Below are 13,852 nucleotides of genomic sequence, written 5' to 3' on the forward strand. Positions count from 1 at the left end.
CTCCGACGACAACAAAACGCTGCTGGGAAGCGAGGTAGACGTCGCCCGTCTGGTCGCTGACAGCCTGGGGCTGGAGCTAAACGTGGTGCCGACCTCCTGGGAAGACTGGCCGCTGGGCGTGGCCTCCGGGAAATATGATGCCGCCATCAGCAACATTACCGTCACCAAAGAGCGTAAAGAGAAATTTGACTTTGCCACATACCGCAAAGATTCCCTCGGGTTCTACGTGAAATCAACCAGCCCGATCAAGTCGCTGCAGAAGGCGGAAGACATCGCCGGGCTGCGGATTATCGTCGGCTCCGGCACCAACCAGGAGGCCATCCTGCTGGCCTGGAATGCCGAAAACCTGAAGAAAGGCCTGAAGCCCTTTACCCCGATCTACACCAAAGACGATGCGGCACAAACGCTGGCGCTGCAGTCCGGGCGCGCGGATGCCTACTTTGGTCCGAACGTGATTGGCGCCTGGAAAGCGGCGCTGAACGGGAAAACCAAACTGGTGGGTAGCGTCGACGGCGGCTGGCCGAAGGCGGCGCACATTGCGGTGACGCTGAAAAAAGGCAGCGGGCTGGTTGAGCCGGTACAGACCGCGCTGAACGGGGTCATCAAAAACGGCGACTACGACAAAGTGCTGAACCGTTGGGGTGAAGGGGTTGAGCGCATTCCTCAGTCAGAAGTAAACCCGGCTGGCCTGGGCGATTAAGGAGGCGTGATGAGCGAACGATTTCGTGATGTTTCACCGGAAGACGCCGAGCTTCAGCCCATTATCGAAGGGCTGTTCGGTGAATATGCCGCCCGCTACGGGGACTACTTCTCCAAAGACGCGGAAGTTGAGCTTACAGAGTGGTATTTAGCGCCGCAGGGGCTGTTTATCGTACTGGAGCGCGACGGGAAGATTATCGCCACCGGCGCGTACAAACCTTTCGACGAACGCACCGCGGAAATCAAACGCATCTGGACGGACAAAACCCTGCGTCAGCAGGGGCTTGCCGGGCGCGTGGTGCAGGAACTTGAGCGCAGGGCGGTGCTGGCAGGATACAGCCAAATTTATCTGACAACCGGCTTTCGCCAGCCGGAAGCGGTACGGCTCTATCTCAGCCAGGGCTATCAGGCGCAGTTCGATCTGAACCGCGATCCGGAAGAGTACAGCCAGCCGCCGTTTGACGGTCGGCTGCGCTTCACCAAAACGCTGGTACGTGAAGCGTTCAGTAAAACCGCATGAGGAACGACGATGAGCAACGTTGAAACCATTAAGGTGGTCCCGGCGCGTTATCCGCTGCGGGCCGTTGGCGCCGCGGTGGCGCTGTTTGTCCTGGCGGTCGTGATTCAGTCCGTGGCCTTTAACCCGCGCTGGGAGTGGGCGGTGTTTGCCCGCTGGTTCTTTGACCCGGTGATCCTTGAAGGTGTCGGGCAGACCCTGCTGCTGACGCTGATCGGCACCGCGCTGAGCGTGGTGTTTGGCGGCATGCTGGCGCTGGCGAGACTCTCTTCATCCTGGCTGCTGAGCAGCCTGGCGTGGGCCTATATCTGGCTGTTTCGGTCGCTGCCGCTGATCGTGGTGCTGATTATCCTGTACAACTTTTCCTATCTCTACGACACGCTCTCGCTCGGCGTGCCGTTTACCGGTATTACCTGGGGCAGTTTTGAAACCATCAACGTGCTGGGGCAGTTCTCTACCGCCGTGGTGGGGCTCACCCTGGTGCAGAGCGCCTATACCGCCGAGATCGTTCGCGGTGGTTTCCTCGGGGTCGATCACGGCCAGTATGAGGCCGCCGCCGCGCTGGGCCTCCCCGCCTGGCGCCGCACGGTGCGCATCATTTTGCCTCAGGCGCTGCGCACCATTCTGCCGTCGGGGTTCAATGAAATCATCAGCCTCGCCAAGGGCACGGCGATGGTGTACGTCCTGGCGATGCCGGAGCTGTTTTATACCATCCAGATGATCTACAACCGCACGCAGGAGGTGATCCCGCTGCTGATGGTCGGTGCCGCGTGGTACCTGGCGATCACCACCGTCCTGTCCGCTATCCAGTATGGCGTCGAACGCGCGCTTGCCCGCAGCGAACGCCGCTCTGCCGTTAACCAGAACCGTGCCGTCCGTCGCACCCGTTCTGTCACCACCACGCCAGCACAGGAGCCCGTCCATGCAAGCCTCTCCTGAAGGACACATTTCGATTACCGGCGTCAGCAAGTTTTTTGGTCGCCATAAGGCGCTCGACAACGTTTCGCTGGAGATCCCGCCCGGGTCCGTGACGGTGATCCTCGGGCCATCCGGCTCCGGTAAATCGACGCTGCTGCGCACTATTAACCACCTGGAGCGCGTCGATGAAGGCTTTATTCAGATCGACGGGGACTACATTGGCTATCGCCGTCAGGGCGACAGGCTCTATGAGCTGAAGGAGAAGGAAGTCCTCAAACAGCGCGTCAACGTGGGCTACGTGTTCCAGAACTTCAATCTCTTTCCGCACCTCACGGTGCTGGAAAATCTGATTGAGGCGCCAATCGCGCATAAAAAGCTCAGCAAAAAAGAGGCGGTGGAAAGGGCGTACAGCCTGCTGGACGTGGTCGGGCTGCGTGATAAAGCCGATGCCTGGTCGCGCCATCTTTCCGGCGGTCAGCAGCAGCGTATCGCGATTGCCCGCGCGCTGGCGCTGCGTCCCCGCGTGATGCTGTTTGATGAGCCCACCTCGGCGCTGGATCCGGAGTTGGTGGGAGAGGTGCTGGACGTAATCAAAAAACTGGCCCGGTCCGGGACTACGCTGGTGGTGGTCACTCACGAGATCGGCTTTGCCCGCGAGGTAGCGGATCAGGTGGTGTTTATGGTCGACGGAAAAATCGTCGAGCAGGGAAGCAGTGACGAGGTATTAAACCGTCCGTCACATGCCAGAACGCGCCAGTTCTTGTCAAAAGTGCTGTAAGGAGCGCCAATGAAATATGGACTTCTGGCGGGGCTGATCTTCACGACGGTGAGCCACGCCAGCATTAATTTGAAAGCCAACGAGCAGCCTCTGCCGGTGACGGTCGATCCCCAGGCCGTGGCGAAGATCCCCGCCAATTACAAATTCGTTGAGCCGGGTACGCTCACGGTCGCCGTTTCGGCGCTGAATTCTCCGCCGCTGGCGCTGCTGGCCAGCGATAACCGCACGCGGATCGGCAGCGACCCGGATATCGCCCGCCTGCTGGCGGGCAGCCTGGGGCTGAAGCTAAAGCTGGTGCCGACGGCGTGGGAGGACTGGCCGCTGGGGATCGCCTCCGGGCGCTACGACGTGGCGCTGGTCAATATTGCGGTGACCGAACAGCGTAAAGAGAAATTTGATTTTGCGAGCTACCGCGTCGATTCGCTGGCGTTTTCGGTGAAATCCACCAGCGAGATCCAGTCAATCAAAAGCGCGGAAGATCTGGCCGGGAAGAAGGTGATTGTCGGCTCCGGTACCAATCAGGAGCGCATTCTGCTGGGCTGGAACGAAGAGAACAAAAAGGCCGGGCGGACGCCTGCGCTGCCGGTCTATCTCCACGACGATGCCTCGGGCAATCTCTATATTCAGTCCGGCAGGGCGGACGTGTTCTTTGGTCCGCAGTCGGTATCGGCCTATAAGGCTGCGCTCACGGGCAAAACCCGCGTGGTCGGTTTAGGGCCGAAAAAAGCCTATGTCGCGACCACCACCAAAAAGGGCAATGAGCTGGTGTACGCGCTGCAGGCCGCGCTGGACGGCGCGATTAAGCGAGGTGATTACCAGAAGGTGCTGGCGCGCTGGGGCGAGCAGGGCGAAGCGGTGGCGCAGTCGGAGGTCAACCCGCCAGGGATAACCTACTAATGGTGCTCGATACCCAAAATAATTCGAGTTGCAGGACAAAACGGCTTGCCGTTTTGAACAGCGCTTGCGCTGGCCCCGAAGGGGCGAGGCTACAGGCCGAGTAACGCGGCAAGGGAACGAATCCCCGGGAGCGTACACTAGTACGTGACTGGGGTGAGTGAGTGCAGCCAACGCACCTGCAACTTGAAGTATGACGGGTATACACTTAGGGTTTTCATCCCTGAGGAGGCAACATGATTAAACTCTATGGCGTACCCGGCTGGGGCTCGGCGATCGGTGAAGTGATGCTAACCCTGGCCGATATCCCCTATCAATTTATCAACGTGGACGGGTTTGACCAGCCCGGCCCGCAGCGCGAGCTGCTGCAAAAGCTCAACCCGCTGTGTCAGGTGCCCACGCTGGAGCTGGAAAATGGCGCCATTATGACCGAAACGGCGGCGATTGCCCTGATGGTGCTCGACCGGTGTCCCGATCTCGCCCCGCCCGTGGGGCAGGCAGAGCGTCAGCAGTTTCAGCGTTTGCTCATCTGGTTCGTAGCCAACGTCTATCCCACGTTTACCTATGCAGACTATCCCGAACGCTGGGTGCCGGATGCGCCGGAACAGCTGCAGAAAAACTGCATCGAATACCGTAAATCTCTTTATTTGTGGTTCGAAAGCCAGCTTAAGGGTGCCCCGTTTGCGCTGGGGGAACGGCTGACGCTGCTGGATGCGTATATCGCGGTGGCGCGAACCTGGGGGCCCCGTCACGCCTGGTTTGCCGAAAATACCCCTAAATTCACGGCGATTGCGGACGCCGTATGTCAGCGACCGGAACTGCACAAGGTGTTAAAGGCAAACAATATTATCTGATAACGTGGAACCCTCATTCACAACCGGAAGCCTGTACATGCCACACGTAGATATCAAATGTTTTCCCCGTGATTTGAACGACGAACAAAAAGCTGCCCTGGCGGCAGATATTGCCGACGTGATTATTCGCCATTTCAACAGCAAAGATAGTTCCGTGTCGGTGGCGTTGAAGCAGATCGCGCCTGAAGACTGGAAGGCGCAGGTCTGGGATACCGAAATTGGACCGAAGCTGGAGGAGCTTATTAAGAAGCCCGGGTATTCGATGTAATATCTTCTGCCGGGGAGCGAATAAATCCTCCCCGGCTTGTTTTCCCGTTTTTCGCAAAAATCGATAAAAATGCGTTTTGTCTTATCCGCTACACTTAACGTTTCTGGCTGACTTTTTATTCATCCTTAGGAAAGATCTTCAACAGAATCAATTAAGGACAGACACGTTAAAGGATAATTTTCTCATGACAAAATTACCCCGTTTTTCACTCGCCTTTCTTCACCCCCGTTACTGGCTAAGCTGGGCCGGCATTGCGGCTCTGTGGCTCATCATGCTGCTCCCTTATCCGCTTCTGTTCAGAATCGGTCATGGCCTTGGTCGGCTGGCGATGCGCCTGCTTCCGCGCCGCGTTGAGATTGCCCGCCGAAACCTGGAGCTCTGTTTTCCGGAGATGAAAAAGGATGAACGCGAGTCACTGCTGCAGCGTAATTTTGAATCGGTAGGAATGGGGGTAATCGAAACCGGGATGGCATGGTTCTGGCCTGCGTGGCGGGTGAAGAAATGCTTTACCGTGCAGGGGTATGAGCACATGGAAAAGGCGCGGGCAAAGGGCAATGGCGTGGTGCTCGTTGGCATGCATTTTCTCACCCTTGAGCTGGGCGCGCGGATCTTTGGCATGCTTAATCCCGGCATTGGGGTGTATCGTCCGAATAATAACGCGCTGCTGGACTGGCTTCAGACGCGCGGACGCCTGCGCTCCAATAAAACCATGCTCGATCGTCATGATTTAAAGGGCATGATCCGCTCGCTGAAGCAGAATGAGATTTTGTGGTACGCCCCGGATCATGACTACGGCAAAACCAATAGCGTCTTTGTGCCGTTCTTTGCGGTTCCGGATGCCGCCACGACCGCTGGAAGCTATATGCTGGTCAAAAGCGCTAAGCCTGCCGTCATTCCCTTTGTGCCGCGGCGCAGGGCGGATGGCACCGGTTACGAGCTGATCATTCTGGAAGATATCAGTGAGGCGTTGCAGGGCGGCGATAAAGAAGCCGTGGCGACGCAGATGAACAAGGCAATTGAGCAGGCCGTACGCATGGCGCCTGAACAATATATGTGGCTGCACCGTCGCTTCAAAACGCGACCTGAAGGTGTCCCTGACCGTTATGCTCGCCAGAAACAGGCGGCTATACGGGGTGATATTCTCTCCGCCAGCGAATTTTCTGACCGCTCAGGCGTACGGCACTAAACCCTCAGTAATGCCCTCACCCTGCGGTGAGGGCATGACCAGCGCTACAGCGCAGACCGGCGGTACGGCGCATAGTCCGCCTGCCACCAGGTCTTCTCAATACGCGCCATCAGCGTCTCATCATCTATCGCCGGAGCCACGCCCTGTTCAATCGCGGCCCGGGCGACGGCGACGGCAATCTGGCGTGAAACCGTTTCAATCTGATCTACCGGCGGCAGCAATCCGCCTTTTTCCGTGGTGACCAGCGGAGACTGCGCGGCCAGGCTGCGGCTTGCTGCCATCAGCATCTCTTCCGTCACCCGGCGCGCGTTGCAGGCCAGTACGCCCAGCCCCAGGCCCGGGAAAATATAGGCGTTGTTACACTGGGCGATCTCGTAGTGTTCATTCTCCCAGAATACCGGGGCGAACGGGCTGCCGGTGGCCACCAACGCGGCACCCTGGGTCCAGGCGATAAGATCCTGCGGCTGGGCTTCCGCCCGCGAGGTCGGATTCGAGAGCGGCATGATGATTGGGCGCGGACAGTGGCGATGCATCTCTTTGACAATCTCTTCGCTGAACAGCCCCGGCTGGCCTGAAACGCCGATCATCACCGTGGGATGCGCGTTTTTCACCACGTCCAGCAGGGAAATATTTTGCGAGTCTACATGCCAGCTGCAAACGGCGTCGCGCGCGGTAAGCAGGTTTTTCTGGAAATCGAGCAGGTTGGTCATGTCGTCGGTCAGCAGGCCGAAGCGATCGACCATAAAGATCCGGCTGCGCGCTTCCGGCTCGGTCAGGCCGTCGTCCACCATCAGCGCCACAATCTTTTCAGCTATTCCGCACCCGGCAGAGCCGCTGCCCAAAAAGACCACGCGCTGATCGCGAATGCGCGTACCAGCGGCATGGGCCGCAGCCATCAGCGTACCGGCGGTGACGGCTGCCGTGCCCTGGATGTCATCATTGAAGCAGCACAGCTGGTCGCGGTAGCGCTGGAGCAGCCTGGTAGCGTTTTTCTGCGCGAAGTCTTCAAATTGCAGGAGCACATTGGGCCAGCGCGCTTTAACGGTGCTGACAAACATATCCATAAACTCAGCGTACTGGTCGTCGCTGATGCGCGGGTGGCGCCAGCCCATGTACATCGGGTCGTCGAGGTGTTGCTGATTATTGGTGCCGACATCCAGCATAATCGGCAGGGTAGAGGCCGGATGGATCCCTCCACAAGCGGTATACAGCGACAGCTTGCCAATTGGGATACCCATTCCGCCGATACCCTGATCGCCAAGCCCTAAAATACGCTCCCCGTCCGTCACCACAATCACGCGAACGTCGTTGCGCGAAAAGCTTTGCAGCATCTCATCAATACGATGGCGATTCGGCCATGAAATAAACAGGCCGCGCGCGCGTCGATATATCGTGGAGAAATGCTCGCAGGCTTCACCGACCGTAGGGGTATAGATAATCGGTAACGTCTCTTTCAAATGCGAACGCAGGAGGTTGTAAAAGAGAGTTTCATTGGTGTCCTGAATATTTCGCAGGTAAACATGACGCGAGATATCGCTTTTAAAATGACAGAACTGCACCCAGGCGCGCTCGGTTTGTTCCTCAATCGTTTCAACGTTGTGCGGCAATAACCCATGAAGATTAAAATTGTCACGCTCTTCTTTAATAAATGCGAGCCCTTTATTTAGCAGCGGATTTTCCAGCAATACGGCCCCGTTATAGGGGGTGTACAGAACTTCTTTCCGGGACATGGTTAACTCCTGAATTTTTATATAAAGCAGATTAAGAAATAAAATAGATCATAATGCCTTCGGTCACGACCCCGACGGCAGTGCCAATTAATATGGAAGAGGATGCGGTATCAATATAGGTATCGCTGCGTAAGGCAAACATCCCCGCGGCAATAGCGGAAGGCGTTGCGCCAATAATCACGACCTGCTGCAGTAAGGTATGGCTCAGGCCAAAGGCGATCCCCGCGGCGGCCATCATTGCCGGCTGAATAAGGTTTTTAATACTGATATTGGTAAACGTCTGCACGTTCAGTTTTGGACGTTCACCGTAAAACAGCAGGCCGAGGGCAAACAGGGACAGTCCGCCTGAAACCTTGCCAACCATCTCAATAGGCATGCTGAGAATGGAAGGGATTTGCACACCGGCGAGACTGAGCAAGACGCCGGAGACCGGGATCCAGACGATAGGGTTGCGTGCCGCTTTGATGAGGTTTTGCACGATCATCGCGCCCGGGTGCAGCGCCTCCAGGCCATCATGACCATTTTTATCCCCCATACGAATCAGGACGATAGTCAGGGGGATCATGATAACGCTGGTAATAATATTGCCAATCAGCACGCCGATAAACCCTTCCGGCCCAATCAAGACCGCCAGGACCGGTGCGCCAAAGTAGGCCATATCGGGAAAGGCGCAAACCAGTGACTGAATGGCGCTGGTTTTGATATCGTGGCGAAAAACGTAGCGCGAAATAAATAGCGTCAGTAAATACGACCCCATTAAACCGACAACTAAAACGGCCATAAAGGTCAGGTTCTTAATTTTATTGGGTTCGGTATGCAATGCACCGATAAAAAGATGGAAAGGAAGGGCGAAACGAATCACCACGGTTGCCATGACGTTTGCATCTTCACGCCGGGAATATCCCAGCTTTCCACTTAGCCATCCAAGTAACATTATAAAGACGAGCGGAAACAGTGACTGTAATAGTAATGAAGGCATAGTATTTCCTGTAGGGTATTTTATGTGTTTTATTGCAGCGCTAATCTAGCGCTTAGAAAGCAGGGCAGGAGTGACAAGGGTCACACTCTCTCTGGTTTTATTAATTTCAAAAAGATTGCATTAGTTGGATAACTAATACTTTCGTCAAATATTGATAAGACGCAAGAAAGCAACATTAGCCGTTATAAATAACTTTAGTTACTTAATGCTGAATTAAGTTATTTAAAAGCAAAGGGCCAGATTGTTCACATTTCTCCCCGCAGGCCCGTGATAATTTCATCGTGAGCCTGTTTTTAGAAAAGGCCATCTAAGTCTTTATTTATATTTAAGAACATTTATTCGTATCAGGAATAGTTTCAGTTATTCCTTTCTCTGTTTATCCGAACACAAATTCAGGTGATTATATGAAAGATAATCCTGTACCGACTTCTGAACTGTCGACCCCGCGTTTTGCCTTTGGGCTCAACAATACCGAGGTGGGCACGGTCCCGTTGATGCTGTTCGTCGGGATTGCCGCGATTGTGGCGACGTCCGCCTGGGCAGGGCTGCTGCCAAAAAATATGATAGGTGGACTCGCGGTCATCATGACCCTCGGTTTCGCCTTTGCCAAAGTGGGGCGTCAAATCCCGGTGCTGAAAGATATCGGCGGCCCGGCGATCCTGTGCCTGATGGTCCCCTCCGTGCTGGTCTATTTTGGCGTATTCGGGAAACATACCCTTGATACCGTGCATCTGCTGATGAAAGAGGCGAATCTGCTCTATTTCGTCATCGCCTGCCTGGTGGTCGGCAGCATTCTGGGGATGAACCGGGTGCTGCTGATCCAGGGGATGATGCGCATGTTTGTTCCGCTGGTGGCGGGAACATGCATGGCCGTGCTGAGCGGCCTCATTGTGGGCTCACTGTTTGGTTATACGGCTTACCACACCTTCTTCTTCATCATTGTGCCTATTATCGGCGGCGGGATCGGCGAGGGGATTTTGCCGCTGTCCCTGGCCTATTCGGCAATACTGGGGCAGACGCCGGACGTCTACGTTGCGCAGCTGGCACCCGCTGCGGTCGTCGGGAATATCTTCGCCATTATTTGTGCGGGCTCGCTGGCGCGTCTCGGCGCGAAACGTCCTGCGCTTTCGGGAAATGGCATGCTTACGCGGAGTAAAGACGACGCAAGCCTGTTTGCCGGGGCGCAAAGCACGCAGCAGACGGATTTTCATCTGATGGGGGGCGGATTGCTGATGGTGTGCGCGTTTTTCATCGTCGGCGGATTGTTTGAAAAACTGGTCCACATCCCCGGCCCGGTGCTGATGATCCTGATTGCCGTCCTGTGTAAATACTTCAGGGTGATCCCGGCCTCAATGGAGCAGGGCGCGCACAGCTGCTATAAATTCGTCTCGGCTGCGCTGGTCTGGCCGCTGATGATCGGCCTCGGGATGTTATACGTGCCGCTTGAGAGCGTGGTGTCGGTCTTTTCGGTGGGATACGTGGTGGTATGCGGTTCGGTCGTGATTGCGATGGCGCTGAGCGGCTACTTTATCGCGTCGCGACTGAATATGTATCCTGTGGAAGCGGCCATTGTGACCTGCTGCCACAGCGGGCTGGGCGGAACGGGGGACGTGGCCATTTTGTCCGCGTCTAACCGGATGTCGCTCATGCCGTTCGCGCAGATTGCCACCCGCATCGGCGGCGCGTCGACGGTGATTTTCGCCACGCTGCTGATGGGCTGGATTATGGCGCACTGATCCGAAACGTCAGGATGCTGAATCGCAACGACATTTTCAGGATGTCGCTGCGGTTCAGTCCTTTATAAAACTCACCGCGCTGTATAGAATTACCGCATCCACAGTGACGGGATACCACACGATGACCGGAAGAGTTGATTATCAGATTGAAAAATATCTCCTTACCGAAGCGGCCGAGCCGGAGCGCCTGACGCGCCAGTGGGCTGAGGTGATGGAGGAGTGTCGTGAGCAAAAGTCCGGTGCTGAGGAGCGGCTGCGCCTCGCGCTGCTTAATGTGGATTACGTCACCAGCTTCGAGCTGCCCTTCAGGCTGCTCCTTACCCGTGCGCCCCAGCTGATAGACATTGTCAGAAAAGAGCTTCAGCTCAGTCAGAAAAATGTTCTGTTTAACGGCAAGCGTTTTGGCTGCGTCTATAGCCTGAAAAGGGATCTCGACGGAATACCTGACGAATTTACCTATCAGCTGAAAACGCGTATCCAGCGCAGTGACGCGACAGGATGCAATGAAGCGCCTTACCGGCAAATTGCCCAGCAGGTTAAAGCCCCCCGCGAACGACTTAAGCTGGCGCTGGAAAATGGGTTAGCGATAACGGCACTCGACGGGCTTTTCTGGTTTGGCATTCAGCGCATCGCGGCCGATGTGCAGAGATTACGCAAAACGGGGATGAGGATCGTGACGTCCGACGCCGAGGTGTTTGATACGCTCACCAAAACTACCCGGCGGATCCCTGTTTATAGCCTTGCTCGCCCGGAATGAGTATTCGCCGCTGACCGGTCGACGGCATCAAACATGACGGAAAATTGCGGCCAGTTTTTTTACAGCGTCTTCTATCTCCCTTTCCGTGTAAGCAGCAAATCCCATCAAAAAACCGGTGGACGCGGGAGGACCTGCATATAAACTGGTAAGACCAAGTATATCAATACCCGCGCGGCGGGCGGCGGTGGCTATTTCTTTCTCGGATATGCCGTGCTTCAGGTGACAAGGCATTTGCATTCCCCCCGCTGGCGTTTCACAGGTAACATATTCGGAGAGATATTCGTCCATCATGCTTGCCAGCGTGTCGCGACGAGCAACATAAATACTCCGCATCTTACGAACATAGGCGCCAAAATGGCTTCCCTCCAGAAATTTAGCCAGCGTCAGCTGGGTTATTGAGGCGGTGTGACCATCCATTAATGTCCTCGCCATGGTAAAGGGCTCTATCAGTTCTGAGGGAACGATCGTGTAGGCAATACGTAGCCCAGGGAACAGAGACTTGGTGAACGTGCCGATATAAACTGTCCGGTTGTACGTATCAAGCCCCTGAAGACTGGCCATAGGCTTGCCTTCGTAGTGAAACTCGCTGTCATAGTCATCCTCAATAATCCAGGCTCCGTAACGGTTTGCCCATTTAACAACTGCCAGTCGTCGGTCAAGAGAGAGCGTCACCCCGGTAGGGTACTGATGAGAAGGCGTAAGGTAGATCGCCCTGGCAGGCTCGGTCAGAGAATTAAGATCGTCAACCGAGATGCCTTTTTCATCAAGAGGAACCGGAATACAGCGAAGCCCTGCAGCGTTGAACGCTTTGTGTGCCCCTTGATAGGAGGGATCCTCAATGACAATGCCATCCCCGGCGTCCATCAGCACGTGGGAACAGAGCGCAAGCGCCTGTTGAGAACTTGTCAGAACGATGACCTGTTCTGCCCTCGCACGCGTTCCGCGCTCAAGATTGACGTATTCCGCAATTGCCCGTCGCAGGCGCTCTATACCCTGTGGGGGACTTTGCTCTAACGCCTGATGCTGAAACTCCTTCAGGACCTGTCGCTGAAGACGCTCCCAGATCGGAATGGGAAACATGCGGGTTTCAGGAATGCCGGGCGCAAGGGGGCGAGGGGAGGAAAATTCTCGGATCCCGCCGCTTTCATAAACGATTTTTCCCCGGACGCTGAGTTTTGCTTTTCGTATCTCAGCGGTTGGCTGATGCTGTCGAGGACGGGGTTTTAAAAAACGCGCGCTGGAAGAGACGAAGCTCCCTCTGCCTGTTTGTCTCTCAATAAAACCTTCGGCATGCAGGCTGGAGTAGGCCGCTTCTATGGTATCCCGGGAAACGCTGAGAGAAGCTGCCAGAGCGCGTGAGGCAGGAAGGGCCTTACCGTGAGATAATACCCCTTCCAGTATCAGCGTCCGTATTGCTCTCTGGATCCTTTCATGAAGCGGTAGCGATCCGTTAGCGGGGTCGATAATCCATGCCTTAACCGTTTCAAGCTGTGCGTGCTTAAACATTACGTTGTCCACTTTTCCTGTGTGTCTTTTGATTCTAAAGCAATATTGCATGCAGAAGGATGAAAAATTGGTCTGCCTTGATGGCGAGAATTGGCGGGACAAAACGTGCCATTCAGCGAATACACTCTTCCTGAAACGAATAAACGGGTGACCAAAGAGGCAATATGAATAATACGAGCGTGACAATTGAGGCAGTTAAAGAACATGAATTTGAAAGCTGGATGCCACTGTGGAGTAAATACCAGGAATTTTATAATGTCGACCTCTCTGGGGCCGTCACTCAACGAACCTGGCAACGATTTTTCAGCCCCGTTGAGCCGCTATTCTGCGTGGTTGCACGATGTAATGGAGACGTAGTGGGTTTTGCGCATTATCTTTTTCACCGCTCGACCTGGGCTGAGAGCGATTACTGCTACCTCGAAGATTTATACGTCTGCGAAGCCGTAAGGGGCAAACACATTGGCAAACAGTTAATAGAATATGTTCAGAGAGAAGCCAGAAAACATCATGCCAGTCATCTTTACTGGCATACGCATGAAGCCAACTATCGCGGGCAACGATTGTACGACTGGATTGCGAAGAAAAGTGGAATGATTGAATATCGTATGCAGGTTAGATAAATCCCTTCGCTGACGTAATGCCCCCTCAAATATGTACGGGGCATTTTTCAGGAAAAAACAGGCATGTCCTTATGATTTGGCCTGTAAAAGTATCTCCATCAGCCCTGGAAAACGGGCATCCAGATCGTCTCGGCGTAACGAAATCATGTTCTCCCGCCCCTGCGGGCGCTGCCAGATAACGCCGCTGTCGCGCAGTACGCGCCAGTGGTGCGTCATTGTCGACTTAACTACATCCTCCGGGCGCAGCGCGTTACAGCTGAGTTCGCTGCCATCGGCCAGCCGGCGAATGATCGACAGCCGGAGCGGATTGCCGAGGGCAAACAGCACATTTTCCAGCAGTATTTGTTCAGTTTCAGGGTGGTTTGGGATCATCGTTTTCCTGCGTTTGGCGTCAGATTGAGCTATATCAA

The 13,852-nt window shown here is 55.2% G+C and carries 15 protein-coding genes; 11 read left to right on the top strand and 4 right to left on the bottom strand.

What is annotated here, in order from left to right; genetic code table 11:
- The 8 genes from DEO48_RS01090 to DEO48_RS01130 form a co-directional block, all read left to right on the top strand.
- Positions 1 to 700, top strand: a 700-nt coding sequence (locus DEO48_RS01090; RefSeq protein WP_109844079.1) for an ABC transporter substrate-binding protein, incomplete at its 5' end; no start/stop codon positions are given.
- A gap of 9 nt (positions 701 to 709) precedes the next feature.
- On the top strand, positions 710 to 1,219 hold the full coding sequence (locus DEO48_RS01095) for a GNAT family N-acetyltransferase (protein ID WP_032656866.1): 510 nt from the start codon (positions 710 to 712) through the stop codon (positions 1,217 to 1,219).
- A 9-nt stretch (positions 1,220 to 1,228) separates the two neighbouring features.
- Positions 1,229 to 2,155, top strand: coding sequence for an amino acid ABC transporter permease (locus DEO48_RS01100; RefSeq protein WP_109844080.1), 927 nt, complete (start codon positions 1,229 to 1,231; stop codon positions 2,153 to 2,155).
- Complete coding sequence (locus DEO48_RS01105; protein ID WP_109844081.1) at positions 2,139 to 2,912, top strand: amino acid ABC transporter ATP-binding protein; 774 nt, start codon at positions 2,139 to 2,141, stop codon at positions 2,910 to 2,912. The genes DEO48_RS01100 and DEO48_RS01105 overlap by 17 nt, the downstream gene beginning before the upstream one ends.
- A gap of 9 nt (positions 2,913 to 2,921) precedes the next feature.
- Complete coding sequence (locus DEO48_RS01110; protein WP_181366951.1) at positions 2,922 to 3,809, top strand: ABC transporter substrate-binding protein; 888 nt, start codon at positions 2,922 to 2,924, stop codon at positions 3,807 to 3,809.
- A gap of 233 nt (positions 3,810 to 4,042) precedes the next feature.
- Positions 4,043 to 4,660: a glutathione S-transferase family protein gene (locus DEO48_RS01120; RefSeq protein ID WP_109844082.1), complete on the top strand. Its 618-nt coding sequence runs from the start codon at positions 4,043 to 4,045 to the stop codon at positions 4,658 to 4,660.
- 37 nt (positions 4,661 to 4,697) lie between these two features.
- Positions 4,698 to 4,928 (top strand): tautomerase PptA, encoded by a 231-nt coding sequence (gene pptA / locus DEO48_RS01125; protein ID WP_008501760.1) that lies wholly within the window; start codon positions 4,698 to 4,700, stop codon positions 4,926 to 4,928.
- A gap of 184 nt (positions 4,929 to 5,112) precedes the next feature.
- Positions 5,113 to 6,114, top strand: a complete 1,002-nt coding sequence (locus DEO48_RS01130) for a Kdo(2)-lipid IV(A) acyltransferase (RefSeq protein WP_047741945.1) — start codon at positions 5,113 to 5,115, stop codon at positions 6,112 to 6,114.
- A 44-nt stretch (positions 6,115 to 6,158) separates the two neighbouring features.
- Here DEO48_RS01130 and DEO48_RS01135 read toward each other — a convergent pair whose 3' ends face one another.
- Positions 6,159 to 7,844 (bottom strand): NAD-dependent malic enzyme, encoded by a 1,686-nt coding sequence (locus DEO48_RS01135; protein WP_109844083.1) that lies wholly within the window; start codon positions 7,842 to 7,844, stop codon positions 6,159 to 6,161.
- 31 nt (positions 7,845 to 7,875) lie between these two features.
- A complete protein-coding gene (locus DEO48_RS01140) occupies positions 7,876 to 8,823 on the bottom strand; it encodes an AEC family transporter (protein ID WP_109844084.1) in 948 nt (315 codons plus the stop codon).
- Positions 8,824 to 9,227: 404 nt separating this feature from the next.
- Between DEO48_RS01140 and DEO48_RS01145 the strand changes: the two genes are divergently transcribed.
- Positions 9,228 to 10,559 (top strand): 2-hydroxycarboxylate transporter family protein, encoded by a 1,332-nt coding sequence (locus DEO48_RS01145; protein ID WP_109844085.1) that lies wholly within the window; start codon positions 9,228 to 9,230, stop codon positions 10,557 to 10,559.
- A gap of 121 nt (positions 10,560 to 10,680) precedes the next feature.
- On the top strand, positions 10,681 to 11,316 hold the full coding sequence (locus DEO48_RS01150; RefSeq protein ID WP_063409408.1) for a helix-turn-helix domain-containing protein: 636 nt from the start codon (positions 10,681 to 10,683) through the stop codon (positions 11,314 to 11,316).
- A gap of 27 nt (positions 11,317 to 11,343) precedes the next feature.
- Here the strand turns inward: DEO48_RS01150 and DEO48_RS01155 are convergent, their stop codons facing one another.
- Positions 11,344 to 12,822 carry a PLP-dependent aminotransferase family protein gene (locus tag DEO48_RS01155; protein WP_109844086.1) on the bottom strand — a complete coding sequence of 493 codons (1,479 nt, stop codon included), beginning with the start codon at positions 12,820 to 12,822 and terminating at the stop codon, positions 11,344 to 11,346.
- 164 nt (positions 12,823 to 12,986) lie between these two features.
- On the opposite strand from DEO48_RS01155, the gene DEO48_RS01160 reads away from it, so the two are divergent.
- Positions 12,987 to 13,442 carry a GNAT family N-acetyltransferase gene (locus DEO48_RS01160; RefSeq protein ID WP_109844087.1) on the top strand — a complete coding sequence of 152 codons (456 nt, stop codon included), beginning with the start codon at positions 12,987 to 12,989 and terminating at the stop codon, positions 13,440 to 13,442.
- A 69-nt stretch (positions 13,443 to 13,511) separates the two neighbouring features.
- On the opposite strand, the gene DEO48_RS01165 is transcribed toward DEO48_RS01160, so the two are convergent.
- The gene (locus DEO48_RS01165) at positions 13,512 to 13,814 is read right to left on the bottom strand and encodes a helix-turn-helix transcriptional regulator (protein WP_047174471.1); all 303 of its coding nucleotides are present in this window, start codon (positions 13,812 to 13,814) and stop codon (positions 13,512 to 13,514) included.
- Positions 13,815 to 13,852: the final 38 nt, after the last annotated feature.

The sequence above is a fragment of the Enterobacter sp. CGMCC 5087 genome (genome assembly GCF_003144775.1).
Lineage (GTDB): Bacteria > Pseudomonadota > Gammaproteobacteria > Enterobacterales > Enterobacteriaceae > Enterobacter > Enterobacter cloacae_M.

What these genes read in the sequence shown, in the direction of transcription:
- DEO48_RS01145 (WP_109844085.1), top strand. Translation starts at nt 9,228, where the DNA reads ATGAAAGATAATCCTGTACCGACTTCTGAACTGTCGACCCCGCGTTTT.
- DEO48_RS01160 (WP_109844087.1), top strand. Translation starts at nt 12,987, where the DNA reads ATGAATAATACGAGCGTGACAATTGAGGCAGTTAAAGAACATGAATTT.
- DEO48_RS01150 (WP_063409408.1), top strand. Translation starts at nt 10,681, where the DNA reads ATGACCGGAAGAGTTGATTATCAGATTGAAAAATATCTCCTTACCGAA.
- DEO48_RS01130 (WP_047741945.1), top strand. Translation starts at nt 5,113, where the DNA reads ATGACAAAATTACCCCGTTTTTCACTCGCCTTTCTTCACCCCCGTTAC.
- DEO48_RS01135 (WP_109844083.1), bottom strand. Translation starts at nt 7,844, where the DNA reads ATGTCCCGGAAAGAAGTTCTGTACACCCCCTATAACGGGGCCGTATTG.
- DEO48_RS01105 (WP_109844081.1), top strand. Translation starts at nt 2,139, where the DNA reads ATGCAAGCCTCTCCTGAAGGACACATTTCGATTACCGGCGTCAGCAAG.
- DEO48_RS01155 (WP_109844086.1), bottom strand. Translation starts at nt 12,822, where the DNA reads ATGTTTAAGCACGCACAGCTTGAAACGGTTAAGGCATGGATTATCGAC.
- DEO48_RS01120 (WP_109844082.1), top strand. Translation starts at nt 4,043, where the DNA reads ATGATTAAACTCTATGGCGTACCCGGCTGGGGCTCGGCGATCGGTGAA.
- DEO48_RS01095 (WP_032656866.1), top strand. Translation starts at nt 710, where the DNA reads ATGAGCGAACGATTTCGTGATGTTTCACCGGAAGACGCCGAGCTTCAG.
- pptA (WP_008501760.1), top strand. Translation starts at nt 4,698, where the DNA reads ATGCCACACGTAGATATCAAATGTTTTCCCCGTGATTTGAACGACGAA.
- DEO48_RS01165 (WP_047174471.1), bottom strand. Translation starts at nt 13,814, where the DNA reads ATGATCCCAAACCACCCTGAAACTGAACAAATACTGCTGGAAAATGTG.
- DEO48_RS01100 (WP_109844080.1), top strand. Translation starts at nt 1,229, where the DNA reads ATGAGCAACGTTGAAACCATTAAGGTGGTCCCGGCGCGTTATCCGCTG.
- DEO48_RS01110 (WP_181366951.1), top strand. Translation starts at nt 2,922, where the DNA reads ATGAAATATGGACTTCTGGCGGGGCTGATCTTCACGACGGTGAGCCAC.
- DEO48_RS01140 (WP_109844084.1), bottom strand. Translation starts at nt 8,823, where the DNA reads ATGCCTTCATTACTATTACAGTCACTGTTTCCGCTCGTCTTTATAATG.